The organism is Microbacterium sp. UBA3486, assembly GCF_002377845.1.
GTDB lineage: Bacteria > Actinomycetota > Actinomycetes > Actinomycetales > Microbacteriaceae > Microbacterium > Microbacterium maritypicum_A.
Map to the genome: position 1 here is coordinate 19,968 of NZ_DFQP01000087.1, position 15,872 is coordinate 35,839.

Consider the following 15,872-nt stretch of genomic DNA (forward strand, 5'->3'; position numbering starts at 1 on the left):
CAGCAACTTCGGCGCGGTCCATCATTTTCCGGATCAGTGTCCTGTGCGCTGGTGGTCGTCCGTCGTCTGGGTAAGGAGATGTAGAAAGACCTTGAGGAGAACACACATGCGCTACGTACTTTTCATCTGCACAGACCCGACCGCTGAGCCCTATGTCGAAGCCGAGGACAACGCCGGGGAGTGGGTGGCGTCGCTGCAGGACAGCGGCTCCTACGTCTTGGGCGACCGCCTGCGTCCTGTCGAAGACGCCACGACCGTGCGCGTCAGAGCCGGTGAGCGGATCGTGGCCGACGGACCGTTCACTGAGAGCCGCGAATGGATCGCCGGGTTCGACGTGATCGACGCCGACGACCTCGACGCCGCGATCGAGATCGCCGCCGCGCACCCGATGGCCCGGTTCGGCCTGGTGGAAGTGCGCCCCGTGTGGCCGCTCGGGTCGACGATGTGACCACACCGGAAGAGCCGGCGAGCACGCTTTCGGATGCCATGGCCGCCGTGCGGCACGTGGCATCGATCGAGTACGGCCGTGTGGTCGCGAGCGTGATCGGCACAGTGCACGACTGGACTCTCGCCGAAGACGCCGTGCAGGACGCTCTGGCGCGAGCGGTCGAGCGCTGGCCAGGCGACGGGGTTCCGGCGAACCCCGCCGCCTGGGTCACGACCGTCGCCCGCCGCCGCGCGATCGACCTCGTCCGGCACGCCGACGCCGAGCGCCGGGCGGTGGCTCGACTGGAGCACGAGCCGCACGATGGCGCCGACATCACCCCGGAAGCCGACGACCACGACGATGCGTTCCCGCACGGGGACGAGCGGCTGAAACTGATCTTCACCGCCTGCCACCCCGCACTGACTTTGGAAGCCCGCGCGGCGTTGACACTCCGTACCGTCCTGAACGTGTCGATCGAACAGCTCGCCGGGATCTTCGCGGTCGCACCCGCAACGATGGAGAAGAGACTCGTGCGGGCTCGGGCCAAGATCGCGCACGCGAACATCCCGTACCGCGTTCCGGATGCCGCGCAGCTCGACAGTCGAAGCGCGAGCGTCTGCGAGGTCCTGTCCGCCCTGTTCACCATCGGCTACTCCGATCCGACGCTCCAGCCCGATCCCGGCGGCGAGGCCATTCGACTCGCTCGGCTGTGCCGGCAGCTGCTCCCCGCGGACTCCCCGGCTCGACTCGAGTTCACGGGGCTTCTCGCCCTCCTTCTTCTTCAGCACTCCCGCCGCGCGGCACGCACGACGTCCGACGGCTTGTCCGTGCCGTTCGACCAACAGGATCGTGAGCTGTGGGATGTCTCCGAGATCGAGGAAGGGCTGCGGCTTCTCGATGACGCCGTCGAGGAGGCGGCACGGGCGGGAATCCCCGGCGGACGGCACCTCATCCGCGCCACCGTCGCGGCCGAATATGCCCGCCCCGCCCCAGGGACGGAGATCGACCACGCCCGCATCGCCGACATGTACGGGGTGCTGGAGCAGGTGGATGCATCACCGTTCGTCCGCCTGAATCGTGCGGTCGCCGTCGCGAACGCGGGACGACCGGCCGAAGCCCTCGCGCTGACGGAGGCGCTCGAGAGCTCGCTGGGAGGACACCACCTCTACTCCGCGGTTCGGGGAGATCTCCTGCAGCGCCTCAGGCGCGTCGAAGAAGCGAGGTCTGCGTTTCGCGATGCTGCACGCACCGCTCCGACGGAACGCGAGCGACGGTCATACGCCCAGCACGCTGACGACATCGCGTCGGCATCGACCTAGCCTGCGCCCCTCCGGCTCCCTGAGGGCTTTGATTGTGAGCCAGTGCGTGCGTGCGGCTGCGAAGATCGGGCCGACTCACGGCGCATCGCGCCGAAAGCAACACCTCGAATATATTGCTTTCGTCCTCATCTGTGGCCTTCCATGAGACATGCGGGTCAATGCTGACACCCCAGGAGGACTCATCATGAGACATCATCGAACCAGCGCATCAGTCGCCCTCGCTGCTATCAGCATCATGCCGTTCACAGCAGGCTCCGCGGGCCAGCGCAGTGGGTCGACACGTACAGCGGAGGACCCTGTAGATGAGAAGCGAGCCTCGAACCTGGTTCGGCGTGATCACGCAACCGGGTCGCTATCTGTTCATGACGGTCGCGATGGGCTTGCTGATGGTGGCTTCCACGGTGCTGTCCGTCCGCTTCCCCGAGATCGGCTCCTGGCTCTTCGTTGCCACGGGACTCCTTGCCGCCACGTGGTACGCCCACATGATGAAGCGGTGGCGCGCTGCGTGAGGCAACGCAGAAGCCGTTCCTCCGGAAGAGTGAGTTACTGCCCGGAGGAGCGATTGTGAAGCCGCAAACGAGACGAGCAATGGTCAGCATGGGATTCGTCGGTGCCGCCGTCATCGTCCTCGCCATTGTCATGGCGATTGCCGAGGGCTACATCTCAGACGCGGAGCACACGACGGGAAACCTCGCACCTGCTGCCCTGACTGGTCTGCTTGGCGCGTGTCTCATGCTCGTCGGGTTCGGGAGCATTCTGTTCCGAAAAGAGTGACCAAGAGCCTACAGCTCTGCTCATTCGGCCTCGCTACCAGTCAGGGTGGCGGGGCCATCGCCTGTCAGCACACCGTTCGCGGCGCGGCAATCCACCCCGAATCGGGCTACGGTACCGAGATGGACGAGCCGCCCCTGACCATCGAATCGCTGCGCGAACTCACGGACCCCGACGCCGAAGCGATTGCGTCGCTCCTGGTCCAGCTCTCCTCATCCGCAGCATTCGATCGCGCTCGAACCGAGGCGGTCATCGCACACGAAGCAACGGAGCTCCTGGTGGCGCGGGACTCGGGACGCGTCGTCGGCACCGCCACTCTCGTGACGGCACCTTCCCTGACCGGGCTCCGCGGGCACGTCGAAGACGTCGTGGTCGACGAGGCGGCACGCGGTCGCGGCATCGCGCGACTCCTCCTGGAGCGCATGACCCAGCTCGCGCAAGAGCGAGGACTGCGGACGCTCGATCTCACATCCCGCCCATCCCGAGAATCCGCACTGCGGCTCTACGAGTTCGTCGGGTTCCGCAGGCGTGAGACCAACGTGCTTCGGTTCACTCCTGCCACCGACTAGTTACGCCACAATCCCCCGCAGCAACCGCACCACGGTCTCCTCCACCCGCTCCGCACTCAACGGCTGCCCGATCAGCGCAGAATACGACGCCATCGCGATGAACTGATCCGCGATCGCGGCCGCATCCACGTCCGCCCGCACGTCCCCGTCGGCACGCCCGCGCGACACCCGCTCGGTGACCCACTCACGGATCGGCGCCGCCAGCCGCTCGTTCAACACCAACCCCAGCTCGGGATCGGCCGCGGTCACCTCGATCAGCGCCCGCGCCAGCGCCACACCCTCGGGGCGAGCCAGTCCGGCACTCATCGCCGAGAACCACGCCCGCAGATCCGCTCCGAGGTCTGCCGTCATCGGCACCGACACCTCGGCTCCCGGCAGCGCCCCCTCGAGCAGCGCCTCCCCGAGGATCGCGGCCTTCGACGGCCACCACCGGTAAATCGTCTGCTTCGAGACCTCCGCTTCGGCGGCGAGACCCTCGATGGTCACGGCCTCGTACCCGTCTGCGGCGAGCGCACGCCGCATCGCGTCCAGCACGGACTGGCGGGCTTTCTCACTTCGAGGACGGGGCACCTTTCGAGCGTAAGGCGCGGGCGTCGTCGGTGCGAACGAGACCTCCGCGCTCTACTGCTACTGTCCGAGCCATGGGCTGCACCTATGGAACCTCTCCCGCACGCGTCTCGGCTATCCGACTCGGACGTCTCGCGTGAGGGCGCCCAGCACGCTGACAGCGTTTGGTCTCGCCGATAAGGCCCAGCCGGGAGAAGCGCTGGTGTGGTCCACGCCGACCGGACGCGGAGTCCGTCGAGTGGCTGTCGGCGTCGATGTGGGACGTAGCGCGGAACTCGGACGCCTCGTCGCGCAGGCCGCGCCTGCGATCCTCGTGCTGACCCACGACGACCTCGACCACATAGACGGCTGGAGGGGTTTCGCGCCGCTCGGACTCGCGATCCTGCAAGAGCTCTGGATCCCCTACGAATGGGCGGCACTCCTCGATTCCTACGATGCGTTGAGCCGCGGGCGCTCACGAGTGGACCCCGAGATCGGCATTCACGGCATGGCCGAGCGACTGCGCTCTGACTTCGCGCCGGCGCGGCGATTCCCCGCCGAAAGCACCCCCTGGAGCCGCGCACCCGAAGACGATGGGGCCTCAGAGGACATCGACGAGGGGCAACTCGCCCGAGCTATCTGGCGGATCAGCCGAGACATGAACGAGTTCGCGAAGAGGCAGGATCCCCTGGTCCCTCCCGAGTTCGCCGAGGGGGAACCCGAGAAGATCGCCGGCCGGGTCAAAGCGAGCGTCGACAACCTCGGAACGATACTCAGTGATGCGACCTCGCACGGGGTGACTATTCGGCTGTTCTCAGGCGATCACGTCCCCGGTGCCGACGCGTACTACCCGTGGATGGAGAGCGCCGGCCACTACTTGGTCTCCATCGCCAACGCCATCGAGGTCGAGCCCATCCAGTTCTCCACCCCTTCCATCGCCGACGTCGCATTCCGGGCCCTCGCGACGATCCAGAACCAACGGGCGCTCTGCCCTGTGCTGTGGCATCACGGCTGGCTGGATGGCGGCGCGATCGTGTGGAGCGACAGCACCGGGGCGTGGGTGGACCGCACGCCGGGGATCGGCCATCTCCTCAACCTCGTCAGCATCTCGACCGCGCCTCACCACGGCTCGGACAAGCGGCATCACGAACCGGCGTGGGAAGCACTCGCGCCTTTCCTCCGTCGCACCGACACTGTCATGGTGTGCGCAGGGGGTCAGTGGAATCAGGGTGTCGCTGCGCCGTACGTCGACCATCCCGCGTCGCGTCGGGCATGCACACGGTGCCGACACGTGTCGGCTGCGCAACAGCGAGCCGTTCCCGGGAGGTCACGCACCGTCTCCGTGGTGACCGATGGCCGGAACACACGCCTCGTCGTGGGCGACCAATGTCCGTCGTGAGCTGACCGATCCGCAGTACACCCCCAGGCGTACACTGGAACATAAGTAGACGCACCGTTGCGAAACTGGCACGGGACCCGAACAAGGAGAAAGAGCATGGCCCTCACCGCACACTCCACCATCGGCGACTGGATGAACGACCCGACCGGCGGACCTCTCATCCGCGGACTCTTCGAGAAGACGGGCGCCGACCCCGAGTTGCTCACCCCCGTGCTCGGACTCCCCCTGCAGCAGCTCGTCGCGATGAGCCAGGGCCAGCTTCCCCAGTCGGTCGTCGACGACCTCGTGCGCGCGGCCAACGGCGGCGAGATCCCCGAAGACGACGCCTCCGAAGGTTGGACCGAGAAGCCCACCTCCGGCCGCTTCGCCGGCAAGACCGTGATCGTGACGGGCGCCGCCTCCGGTATCGGCAAGGCCACCGCCTCGCGCATCGCCCGGGAAGGCGGACGCGTGATCGCCAGCGACATCGCCGCCGCGAAGCTCGACGCCCTGAAGTCCGAGCTTCCGGATGCGGACATCGTCACGGTCGCGGGCGACCTCACGAAGCAGGATGCGATCGACGCCGTCCTCGCCGCCGCGGGCGACCGCATCGACGGCCTCGCGAACGTCGCCGGCATCAACGATGACTTCTCCCCCGCGGGCGAGACCCCGGATGCCGTCTGGGACCGCGTCATCGCGATCAACCTGACCGCTCCGTTCAAGCTGATGCGCGCGGTCATCCCCGTCATGGAGGCGGCCGGGCGCGGCGCGATCCTCAACGTCTCGAGCGAGGCGGGCCTGCGCGGCAACGCCTCGGGCAACGCCTACACGGCCAGCAAGCACGGCATCATCGGCGTCACCAAGTCGGCGGCCTTCATGTACGGGCCGAAGGGCATCCGCGTGAACTCCGTCGCCCCGGGCGGCGTCGCCACCGGCATCCCGATGCCCCCGCACATGTCCGAATATGGCTCGGGCCGCCTCGCCCCGTTCCAGCAGGCCATCCCGACCGTGGCGACAGCCGAGCACCTGGCGGCCTCGATCACGTTCCTGCTGTCGGACGACGCCGTGAACATCAACGGCGCCATCCTCGCCTCGGACGGCGGATGGTCGGTGCAGTAGCCGCACCCGCGAGATCAACGCCCCGCCGACCCGAACGGCGGGGCGTTTCTCGTATCCGACATCTCCCGATAGCCGCGTCCGCACCGTCCACCTACACTCGACGTCATGCTGAAGCTCGTGTCGGTCGTGATCCGCGTGACGGACCTCCCTGCGCAGTCCGCGTTCTGGAAGGCAGCCCTGGACTACGTCGAACGCGATCCGGCCGAAGACGACTGGGTCGTGTTGAAGCCGCGCGACGCCGACGCTCCCTGCATCGCCCTCGACGCTCACCACTCCGAGCGCATACTGCCTCCGCGCATCCACCTCGACATCTACGCGGAGGACCAGAGCGCCGAAGTGCGACGGCTCCTCGACCTGGGCGCACGCGAGGTGCACTGGGACGGCCGCCCGGCCGACGCCGACTACGTGATCATGGAAGATCCCGAAGGCAACCGCTTCTGCATCGTCGACCGGCCCGACTGGGCGGGCTGGGGCGGCAGACGTTGAATCGGGCCTCGGGCCATCCGCACGACCTGTCGCACATTCCGGACCGAACGGTTCACTGTTCCGCGCGAAAGCTGACCCCGACCCTCTCGCCTTGCGAGAAGTAGTGCCGGAACGTGTAATACACCGGGTTCCAGGCGTCCAGGTCGATGTGCGAGGTTCCCGGCACCGTCAGCGCCTGATGCACGTGCGTGCGCAGGACCTTCGCGTGGACGATGGTGGCGTCTCCGTCCTCACCCAACGGCGTCATGTTCGTGACCCGGGCCTCCATCTGAACGGGGCATTCGGCGATCCGCGGGGGCAGAACCACCCCGCTCGGCCGTGGAGTGAATCTGCCGAGCGTCCACTTGTCCGGCTCATACCTGTACTTCTCTCGCTTGTGGCGCGGGACTTCAGCAACCCCGGTGGTGTCGGCGATCCTCTCGATCGACTCCCACAGCGCGGCGTCGGGCAGGTTGATGACCAGCTCACCGTTCTCGCGGAGATTGCGCATCGCCCGGCCCGAATTGCTCAACCCCAAGACATAGGTGTCATCCAGAGCCCAGGCTGAGGAGATGGGAGTGATGTTCGCTGTTTCGTCTCCCGGCATCAGCGTGCTGAGCAGGGCGACGGGGGTCCCGAAGTAGAACACGGAGGGTTCGATTGCCAGAGTCGGGTTCATGAGGTCCAGTCTGTGGCGGGAACGTTTCGGGCTGGACCGAACAATGCCGGCGATAAAGTTCTTGCGATGAAAGGAACGAGTAGTCCGGAACTGGCGGCGACGGCCGCCGTCTTCGCCAACGACGCCCGCGCGTCGATGCTGCTCCTGATGCTCGATGGAAGGGCATGGACGCTCACTGAACTGTCCAAGACCGCCGACATCGCTCGGTCGTCAGCGAGCGAGCACGCCGACAGGCTGCTGGACGCCGGGCTGGTCGAGGAGATGCGGCAGGGACGGCACCGCTACCTCCGGCTCGCCGGCACCCCCGCCGCTGAACTGATCGAGTCGCTCGCAGCATTCTCCGGTCGCGTCCGGCCTGCCAAGCAGTCACTCGACGCCCAACACCGTGACCACGCCATCAGGGAGGCTCGTACCTGTTACCGCCACCTCGCGGGCAGACTCGGCGTCGCACTCACCGACGGTATGCACGCGAAGGGCTTGATCGAGTCAGATTTCTCACTCACCCCGCCGGGACTAGCCTGGCTGACGTCGCTCGGTATCGACCTGCCGAAGCATCCGAAGCGCACTCTCACCCGTCCGTGCCTCGACTGGACCGAGCGCCGCGAACACCTGGCCGGGCTCGCCGCGGACATGCTCCTCGCGACGTTCAAGAACAAGGCATGGATCGAACACGTTCCATCCAGCACCCGCGCGGTGCGGCTCACCGACGCGGGACGGGAAGGTCTCGCGGACCTGCTTCCGACAGACCGCTTCTGATGGCACGCCATAGTCGGCCCCGGCCAACATCCGGTCGACCCAGAGCGGATGCGGCAGCTCTGCGACTTCGGCGCGCGTAAACCATCCGACCTCGACGACCTCGTCTTGATCGGGCACAGGCGGATCAAGCAGTTCGCACGCGAACGCAGTCGACACGTACGACACGCGATCCCCGTTCGGATACGTCACGACGAGCGATTCGCCACCGAAGGCGCCGACGATCCCCGTGACGCGGATGCGGGCGCCGATCTCCTCCTGCACCTCTCGGGCGATCGCCTCGTCCGGATCCTCCCCCGGCTCGACCCCACCACCGATCAGACCCCATTGCTCCGAACCCGCCGCGCGCGCGAGAAGGAAACGATCGCCCTCGCGGATCACCGCGGTCACGCCCGGCAGCAGCAGAAGATCATGACCGATCCGCGCGCGGATGGACTGGACGTAATCGGAGAACGGCATGGCGGGAGTCTAGGTGGGGGTGCTCGACGCCCTCCGGTCACACCTGACCGGGCCGCCCGTCTCTCGCCATCGCCTGACGGTGCGATGTCAGCGCCGCGCGCACGGCCGAATAGATCACCAGCCAGGAGACGAGGATCCCGATGAGGATGTACGCGAGGTTCATGAGGATGAAGGGTACGAGCGAGTCGGAGAACATCGCCCCAGGATGCCGCACCCCGTGCACCTGCCCGGTCAGACTCCCCGCATCCGCGCCACGGCCGCCCGCACCAGCGCGGCATTCCCCGGCGCGGGCGCACCGTCGGGAAGCAGCAGGGTGTCTTCCAACCCGATGCGCGACGCCAGCCCGAGCTCGACCGCGAGGTCGAACACCGGCCAGGTCGACCCCTCTTCGCCGTGGAGCAGAACCGGCAGGTCGGGCTCTTCAAGCTCGACGTGCGCGATCATCCCCTCGGCGTGGTCGCGCAGCAGCTCGGTCGGTTCATCGGGAAGCTCGATCGGCACCCGTAGGCACTCACCTCTCACCGGCGAACGCTTCCACACCTCGAAACCGGCCGCGTCCCACAGACCGGCCTCGACCGCGACTCCACGCTTCAGCAGCAGGGCGGCCACCTCGTCGGCACCGGCCTCGTGCCAATTGACCGATGCGTGATCCGGCAGTTCCGTCCACGACTCGATCGCGGTGAGACGACGCGCGACATCGGGCTCGGCCCACGCCCCCGTGGTCACGCCGACCGGCACACCGGGAATCGCGGTCCGCACTGCCCGCACCCACCGCGCGACATCGTCGGCGGTGAGACTGTCACGACCCGCCGCATCCTTCGGGTGCACGTGCACCTCCTGCGCTCCCGCAGCCACCGCACGCGCGGCGTCGTCGGCCACGACCGAGGCATCCGCGCTCAGCCACGGGTGCTCGACCGCGTCACGGGCGCCGTTGACACATACCTGCAACTGCATCCGACGCGCAGACCGGGCAGGAGGGTCTGAGTCCGACACCACCGTCATCGACCGATCAGCTCGCGCGGGTGCAGGTCGTACGCGGAGGAGTCGGCCGACGGGCCCTCTTCCGTCCGGACCGTGTGCTCGACCTGACGTGCGACCGCCGCGCTGCGACCGACCTTGACCGCCTCGGCTTCGCTCTCGAAACTGCTCCCCAACGTCTGCGATTCCCCTTCGATGCGGTTGAACCAGATGCCGTTGCGGTGGAACGTCTCGATGTCGCCTGCAGCCATGGCGGGATCCCTTCTCTCGTATCCCTTTTTACGTGAGACCACCGACACGACAGAGGGGCTTGACAGCCTCCACGGCGCCGCCCGAGCACCCCCGGCTCAGACCCTGAGACCCGCCCGGCGCACGGCATCACCCATCGCTACGAACGCCTCTTCGAGGATCGGACGCGGTGTTGCGAAGACCACCCGAACATGGCCCTCGGCGCCACGCCCGAGCAGCCGCCCCTCGGTCAGCACGACCCCGGCCCGCTCACGAAAGAACTCGGCCGGCGGCCCAGGGATCCCCAGCGCGGAGGTGTCGATCCACCCGATGTACGTCGCCTCGGGCACGCGATACACAGCCCCGGGAAGATGCTCGTCCACCAGCCGCGCGAGCTCGTGCCGCGACCCGTCGAGGTACGCGATCACCTCCGTCAGCCACGGCCTTCCCGCCCGATACGCCGCCGTCGAGGCCACCACGCCGAGGGTCGCCGCGCCATGCTGCACCGCGAACCCGAACCGCTTGTACAGCTGCTGGTCGGCATCGTTCGAGGTGATCAGCTGCGCAGTCTTCAGCCCCGGGATGTTCCACGCCTTCGACGCGCTCGTCCCCGTGACCGTGTGCGCGGCCGTCGCCGCCGACACCGACGCGTAGGGCACGAACGGCGCACCGTCGTAACGCAGCGGCGCGTGGATCTCGTCCGCGAAAACCCGCCCTCCGTGCCGCTCGACGATCTCGGCGATCGCCTCCAGCTCCTCACGTCCGACGATCGTGCCGGTCGGGTTCTGCGGATTGCAGAGCACGAGCGTCCGCGCCCCTGCAGCGAACGCCTCGTCGATGCGCTGCAGATCGTGCTGCCAGCGTCCGTCGATCTCGACGCCGGGGACCTCGATCACCGGATGCCCGATCGCCGGCAGGTATGTCAGGAACGGCATGTACGCCGGAGTCGGCACGATCACGGGCGACCCCGCGGGCGCATACTCCTGCACCGCGACACCGAGCGCCGCCATCACGTCCGAGACCGGATGCACACGCTCGGGGTCGACCGCCCAGCCGTACTCATCCTGCATCCACTCGGCCGTCGCCTCCCCCAGCTCCGCGGCCTGCGGAGGGGAGAGGTAGCCGAGATTCTCGTCGTCGATCGCGCGATGCAGTGCCTCGGCGATCTCGGGCGCGACCCCGAAGTCCATCTCCGCCACCCACGCCCCGATGCGACCGGGATGCAGACTCCACTTGCGACTCTGCGGCCGATCGAGGAAGAGACGGGTGCGCGCATCGAAGGGATGCGACGGTTGCGAGGAACGGTCCGTGGTCATGATCTGGGTGCCCGCCGGCTCAGCCGACGGCGTCGATACAGGACGCGTGCAGGACGCGGATCTCGGACACGGGGACTCCATTCGCAACGGCTCCGACCAATCTACGGACACCGCTGCGCCGTCGCATTTCGCGTTTCCATCCGTGACGCGATTCCGGGCCCCGCCGACAGACGGCCAGCCGACGGGGCCCCGGCCGGGGCATCGGCCGGGGCGTGAACAACTCCGGAGACTTGCCCCGCAGATCGCTCGAATCCCCTCTCAGAACCGAATCTGCAGAACTTCTCCTGAGTTGTGCACGCGACCCCCGGGACAGTGCCCGGAACCGAAGCTCAACCGGCGACGTCGAGCACCCAGGTCACGCCGAAGCGGTCGGTGAGCATGCCGAAGCCGGACGACCACGCCGACGCGGCCAACTCCAGCACGCGATGAGCCGGCTCGCTGCGCATCCCTCGCTCGGGTCGGCGCGCTTCGAAGTGGTGACGGAGATTCCCGAGATCCGCGCCTTCCCTCTTCGGACCCACCCATACCTCGTCTTCTACACCGACGACCCTGATGCTGTACGAGTGCACCGCGTGCTTCACACGCGGAGAGACATCGCCGCCGTCCTCATCGCCCGACTCTGACTCCGCATCCCGCGGAAGAGCGGCCCCACCCACGCCGGTAGACTGGACCTGCCCCGCCGGCCCCTTCCTTTGGAGTGCGCGTGACCACCGCCCCTGCACCTTCCCACCAGCACGTCCCCGACTCCGTCGAGAACGCGATCGCGACGCCCGAGAAGGAGCAGCCGTACGGCGCACTCGGGTTGAAGCCCGACGAGTACGACCGCATCCGCGAGATCCTCGGCCGGCGCCCCACCTCCGGCGAGCTCGCCATGTACTCGGTGATGTGGTCGGAGCACTGCTCGTACAAGTCGTCGAAAATCTACCTCCGGCAGTTCGGCCAGAAGGTCAACGACAAGATGCGCGAGCGTCTGCTCGTCGGCATGGGTGAGAACGCCGGCGTCATCGACATCGGCGAGGGCTGGGCAGTGACCTTCAAGGTCGAGAGCCACAACCACCCCTCGTACATCGAGCCGTTCCAGGGAGCCGCGACCGGCGTCGGCGGCATCATCCGCGACATCATCTCGATGGGGGCTCGCCCCGTCGCGGTCATGGATCAGCTGCGCTTCGGCGCGATCGATGACCCGGATACGGCACGCGTCGTGCACGGCGTCGTCTCAGGCATCTCGTCGTACGCCAACTGCCTCGGCCTCCCGAACCTGGGCGGCGAGACGGTCTTCGACAGCGTCTACCAGGCGAACCCGCTCGTCAACGCGCTCGGCGTCGGCGTACTGCGCCACGAGGATCTGCACCTCGCGAACGCCTCCGGCGCAGGCAACAAGGTCGTGCTCTTCGGCGCTCGCACGGGTGGCGACGGCATCGGCGGGGCGTCGATCCTCGCCTCCGACAGCTTCAGCGAGGGCGGGCCGACCAAGCGCCCGGCCGTGCAGGTCGGCGATCCGTTCGCCGAGAAGGTGCTCATCGAGTGCTGCCTCGAACTCTTCCGCGATGAGCTCGTCGAGGGGATTCAGGATCTCGGTGCCGCTGGCATCTCGTGCGCGACCTCCGAGCTCGCGGCGAACGGCGACGGCGGCATGTTCATCGAGCTCGACAGCGTGCTGCTGCGCGATCCGTCGCTCACGGCCGAGGAGATCCTCATGTCGGAGAGCCAGGAGCGCATGATGGCGGTCGTGCACCCCGACAAGCTCGACGCGTTCCTCGCCGTGACCGCGAAGTGGGACGTCGAGACGAGCGTGCTCGGCGAGGTCACCGACACCGGCCGCCTCGTCATCAACTGGCGCGGTGAGGAGATCGTCAACGTCGATCCTTCGACTGTGGCCGTCGACGGCCCCGTCTACGAGCGCCCCGTCGAGTACCCCGCATGGATCGATGCGCTGCAGGCTTCCGGCGTCAACGCCTCGGGCCTGGCGCGTTCGGACTCCGGCGATGAGCTGCGCTCGCAGATGATCGCCGTCGCCGCATCGCCCAACCAGGCCGATGTCTCGTGGGTGACGAACCAGTACGACAAGTACGTGCTCGGCAACACGGCGCTCGCGTTCCCCGACGGCGCAGGCATGATCCGCGTCGATGAGGAGAGCGGCCTCGGCGTGGCCATCGCCACCGATGCGAACGGCCGTTACTGCCAGCTCGACCCGTACGTCGGCTCGCAGCTCGCACTCGCCGAGGCGTACCGCAACGTCGCCACGTCCGGCGCCGTTCCCACCGCCGTCACCGACTGCCTGAACTTCGGCAGCCCCGAGAACCCCGAGGTCATGTGGCAGTTCTCGCGCTCGGTCGAAGGACTCTCGGATGCGTGCCTCGCTCTCGAGGTGCCCGTCACCGGCGGCAACGTCTCGCTCTACAACCAGACCGGCGACACCCCGATCTATCCGACGCCCGTCGTCGGCGTGCTCGGCATCATCGATGACGTCGCGCGCCGCGTGCCCAGCGGATGGCAGGATCAGGGCGAGCACCTCTACCTGCTCGGCACCACCCGCGACGAGCTCGACGGATCAGCCTGGGCCGAGACCGTGCACGATCACCTCGGCGGCCGCCCGCCGATCGCTTCCCTGGCCGAGGAGCGCGCGCTCGCCGAGCTGCTGCACGCGGGCGCACAGGGCGGACTCATCTCCGGGGCTGTGGATCTTTCGGAGGGCGGCCTCGCTCAGGCACTCACCGATGGCGCGCTGCGCTTCGGCGTCGGTGCCCGCGTGTGGATCGAGGAGATCATGTCGCGCGACGACGTCGACGCCACCGCTGCACTCTTCTCGGAATCTCAGGCGCGCGTGCTCGTCGCGGTGCCGCACGAGGAAGAGGTGAAGTTCCGCGGGCTCTGCTCGGGCCGCGATTTCCCGGTGCTGCGCATCGGTGTCACGGATGGTGCGGGGGCGGATGCCGCGATCGAGGTGCAGGATCGCTTCACCCTGCCGCTCTCCGAGCTCGGCGCCGCGTCTCGCGCCACCCTTCCCGATCGCTTCGGCGCGGTCATCGGCTGAACGCACCGCGTTCGGCCGGCGACCGCGGTGGCGCTACAGCGCCAGCCCACGGAGCGAAGCGCGGGGGTGGCGGTCATCGGCTGAACGCACCGCGTTCGGCCGGCGACCGCGATGGCACCACAGTGCCAGCCCACGGAGCGAAGCGCGGGGTGGCGGCTAGCGCCGGATTTTCGCTCAGCGCAGACGCGCGAGCGGCGGAGTTCGTGCCGCGGCGCGCCTCGCTCTCGTTCGTACCCGGGAACTGCGGAGTCGGTGGGGGACGGTGCCCGAGGATGCCCCCTCCGGCCCCGGGTGGGAGGATCGGACGGGTGGCGGCGCCATGATCGGCCGCGCGATTGTGTGGACATTCCCGCCTGTGCACCCCACAACACTGCTTTCGGACCGTCATGCGCGGAGATCCCTTTGCAGTCCTACTGATTTTCAGCTGACCACGCACGCACCCGAGATGTTCCGTCCGTTCGTCACCCTATCGTCGAACCCAGTGTCTTCACGTGGGCGCACGCCCTGGAAGCACATGAACCTGTCCCGCGCGCTTTAAAGGAACACCAATGAATCGTCGAACCACTGCACTTGCATTGCCCGCCACCCTCGTTGCCGCCCTCCTGCTTTCTGGGTGTGGAGGCGGCACTGGTAGCACCGAGAGCCATTCTCCGGCGCCTGCGACATCGGCGCCCTCGGAACGAGCGAACGAGAGTTCTTCGTCGTCCACGGATCTGCGGAACCACACACCCGGAGTGACGCCCCGAGAGGCCGTAGCCACTGCTCACGAATCACACCCGGGTGATCTGCAATCACTTGAACTCACCACCACCCGCAGTGGCGTCGTGTACCGAGTTGAACTCGCCACGGCGGAGAACGAAGCGGACGTCGTGGTGGACGCTACGGACGGAGTGTTGCTCGATTCGCGCATCGAACGATCGGATTCATTCGATCCGGCTGACCCCGCGATCTCCCTCTCTGACGTGATCGACGCGCAGGATGCGATGCAGAGCGCGAACACGATCATCGACGGGCCTGTCGAGAGTTGGACCCTCACCCACTCTGACGGAAGGCTCGTCTACCAGGTGGACTTCGAGGGCAAAGATCGTGAGATCGACGTTGACGCGTTCACCGGCGACGTGGTGGAGATCGACGACTAACCCGTCAATCTCGCCGAGGGCTTCCTCATCGTCAGACGGCTCGGACGTTTGTCTCGCTCCACTGACCTGAGCGCCGGCGTCACCGCGTAAGGAACCCCGAAACGCGTCCCACGATGCGCGTGTGGATCTCATCGACGGGCAGTGCAGCATCGATGGTGAAGAAGCGGTGCGGGTCCGCCTTCGCGAGCGCACGGAAGCCGTCGCGCACCGCCGTATGGAAGTCCACTGCTTCTGACTCGAGGCGGTCGCTGCTCCCACCGCGGTCGCGGCGGCGGCCGGAGCTGGTCTCGGGGTCGAGGTCGAGCAGAATCGTCAGGTCCGGCCAGAGTCCCCCGGTCGCCCACTCGCTGATGCGGCGCACCTCGTCGACGTCGAGCACGCGCCCCGCCCCCTGGTACGCCAGCGAGGAGTCGACGTACCGGTCCTGCACCACCACTGCGTCCCGCTCGAGTGCGGGGCGCACGACCTTTGCGACGTGCTGGGCGCGGTCTGCGGCGTAGAGCAGGGCTTCAGCGCGCTCGTCGACCTCTCCGATCTCGTCGCCACCGTGCAACAGGAGGCGACGCACTTCGGTTCCGAGACGGGTGCCGCCCGGCTCACGGGTGCGGACGACTTCGAGCCCGCGGCCCTCGAGCCACTGCTCGAGCAACTCCGCCTGCGTCGTCTTCCCCGCGCCGTCGCCGCCTTCGAGG

Annotated in this window: 19 protein-coding genes and 1 pseudogene; 11 read left to right on the plus strand and 9 right to left on the minus strand. The window is 67.6% G+C overall.

All coding sequences use genetic code 11. From position 1 onward, the window contains the following. The first annotated feature begins 106 nt into the window (after nucleotides 1-106). From B2869_RS13720 to B2869_RS13740, 5 genes are all read left to right on the plus strand, one after another. Nucleotides 107-448: a YciI family protein gene (locus B2869_RS13720; RefSeq protein ID WP_017202934.1), complete on the plus strand. Its 342-nt coding sequence runs from the start codon at nucleotides 107-109 to the stop codon at nucleotides 446-448. Then, entirely contained in the window at nucleotides 445-1,746 is a 1,302-nt protein-coding gene (locus tag B2869_RS13725) for an RNA polymerase sigma factor (RefSeq protein ID WP_292767670.1), read from the plus strand. Before B2869_RS13720 ends, B2869_RS13725 begins: the two co-directional genes overlap by 4 nt. 302 nt (nucleotides 1,747-2,048) lie before the next feature. Then, complete coding sequence (locus B2869_RS13730) at nucleotides 2,049-2,255, plus strand: hypothetical protein (protein ID WP_292767673.1); 207 nt, start codon at nucleotides 2,049-2,051, stop codon at nucleotides 2,253-2,255. Between the two features lie 79 nt (nucleotides 2,256-2,334). Further along, entirely contained in the window at nucleotides 2,335-2,520 is a 186-nt protein-coding gene (locus B2869_RS13735) for a hypothetical protein (protein ID WP_029265568.1), read from the plus strand. Nucleotides 2,521-2,639: 119 nt separating this feature from the next. Continuing rightward, entirely contained in the window at nucleotides 2,640-3,086 is a 447-nt protein-coding gene (locus B2869_RS13740; RefSeq protein ID WP_292767678.1) for a GNAT family N-acetyltransferase, read from the plus strand. Here the strand turns inward: B2869_RS13740 and B2869_RS13745 are convergent, their stop codons facing one another. Further along, the gene (locus B2869_RS13745) at nucleotides 3,087-3,656 is read right to left on the minus strand and encodes a TetR/AcrR family transcriptional regulator (RefSeq protein WP_292767681.1); all 570 of its coding nucleotides are present in this window, start codon (nucleotides 3,654-3,656) and stop codon (nucleotides 3,087-3,089) included. Nucleotides 3,657-3,855: 199 nt separating this feature from the next. Here B2869_RS13745 and B2869_RS13750 point away from each other — a divergent pair, with 199 nt between their 5' ends. The 3 genes from B2869_RS13750 (at nucleotide 3,856) to B2869_RS13760 (ending at nucleotide 6,615) form a co-directional block, all read left to right on the plus strand. Then, nucleotides 3,856-5,031, plus strand: a complete 1,176-nt coding sequence (locus B2869_RS13750; RefSeq protein ID WP_292767684.1) for a hypothetical protein — start codon at nucleotides 3,856-3,858, stop codon at nucleotides 5,029-5,031. 96 nt (nucleotides 5,032-5,127) lie between these two features. Then, nucleotides 5,128-6,129 carry an SDR family NAD(P)-dependent oxidoreductase gene (locus B2869_RS13755; RefSeq protein ID WP_292767687.1) on the plus strand — a complete coding sequence of 334 codons (1,002 nt, stop codon included), beginning with the start codon at nucleotides 5,128-5,130 and terminating at the stop codon, nucleotides 6,127-6,129. Nucleotides 6,130-6,234: 105 nt separating this feature from the next. Beyond that, on the plus strand, nucleotides 6,235-6,615 hold the full coding sequence (locus tag B2869_RS13760) for a VOC family protein (RefSeq protein WP_292767690.1): 381 nt from the start codon (nucleotides 6,235-6,237) through the stop codon (nucleotides 6,613-6,615). A 52-nt stretch (nucleotides 6,616-6,667) separates the two neighbouring features. On the opposite strand, the gene B2869_RS13765 is transcribed toward B2869_RS13760, so the two are convergent. From B2869_RS13765 to B2869_RS18715, 7 genes and pseudogenes are all read right to left on the minus strand, one after another. Continuing rightward, nucleotides 6,668-7,273 (minus strand): flavin reductase family protein, encoded by a 606-nt coding sequence (locus tag B2869_RS13765; protein ID WP_167256309.1) that lies wholly within the window; start codon nucleotides 7,271-7,273, stop codon nucleotides 6,668-6,670. A 513-nt stretch (nucleotides 7,274-7,786) separates the two neighbouring features. Next, nucleotides 7,787-8,485, minus strand: a complete 699-nt coding sequence (locus tag B2869_RS13770) for an NUDIX domain-containing protein (protein WP_292767699.1) — start codon at nucleotides 8,483-8,485, stop codon at nucleotides 7,787-7,789. Between the two features lie 37 nt (nucleotides 8,486-8,522). Then, entirely contained in the window at nucleotides 8,523-8,681 is a 159-nt protein-coding gene (locus tag B2869_RS13775) for a hypothetical protein (protein WP_021200255.1), read from the minus strand. Nucleotides 8,682-8,716: 35 nt separating this feature from the next. Beyond that, entirely contained in the window at nucleotides 8,717-9,439 is a 723-nt protein-coding gene (locus tag B2869_RS13780; protein WP_292767704.1) for a 3-keto-5-aminohexanoate cleavage protein, read from the minus strand. 44 nt (nucleotides 9,440-9,483) lie between these two features. After that, on the minus strand, nucleotides 9,484-9,714 hold the full coding sequence (locus B2869_RS13785) for a DUF2188 domain-containing protein (RefSeq protein WP_021200253.1): 231 nt from the start codon (nucleotides 9,712-9,714) through the stop codon (nucleotides 9,484-9,486). 96 nt (nucleotides 9,715-9,810) lie between these two features. Beyond that, nucleotides 9,811-11,007, minus strand: a complete 1,197-nt coding sequence (locus tag B2869_RS13790) for a MalY/PatB family protein (RefSeq protein ID WP_292767708.1) — start codon at nucleotides 11,005-11,007, stop codon at nucleotides 9,811-9,813. 329 nt (nucleotides 11,008-11,336) lie between these two features. Then, nucleotides 11,337-11,423, minus strand: a pseudogene (locus B2869_RS18715) (VOC family protein); the annotation flags it as partial. Nucleotides 11,424-11,432: 9 nt separating this feature from the next. Here B2869_RS18715 and B2869_RS13795 point away from each other — a divergent pair. The 3 genes from B2869_RS13795 (at nucleotide 11,433) to B2869_RS13805 (ending at nucleotide 15,180) form a co-directional block, all read left to right on the plus strand. Continuing rightward, nucleotides 11,433-11,630 carry a type II toxin-antitoxin system RelE/ParE family toxin gene (locus B2869_RS13795; protein WP_292767711.1) on the plus strand — a complete coding sequence of 66 codons (198 nt, stop codon included), beginning with the start codon at nucleotides 11,433-11,435 and terminating at the stop codon, nucleotides 11,628-11,630. 80 nt (nucleotides 11,631-11,710) lie between these two features. Continuing rightward, on the plus strand, nucleotides 11,711-14,041 hold the full coding sequence (gene purL / locus B2869_RS13800) for a phosphoribosylformylglycinamidine synthase subunit PurL (RefSeq protein ID WP_292767713.1): 2,331 nt from the start codon (nucleotides 11,711-11,713) through the stop codon (nucleotides 14,039-14,041). A 734-nt stretch (nucleotides 14,042-14,775) separates the two neighbouring features. Further along, a complete protein-coding gene (locus B2869_RS13805) occupies nucleotides 14,776-15,180 on the plus strand; it encodes a PepSY domain-containing protein (protein WP_292767715.1) in 405 nt (134 codons plus the stop codon). Nucleotides 15,181-15,259: 79 nt separating this feature from the next. On the opposite strand, the gene tmk is transcribed toward B2869_RS13805, so the two are convergent. Further along, nucleotides 15,260-15,872, minus strand: a 613-nt coding sequence (gene tmk / locus B2869_RS13810; RefSeq protein WP_292767718.1) for a dTMP kinase, incomplete at its 5' end; no start/stop codon positions are given.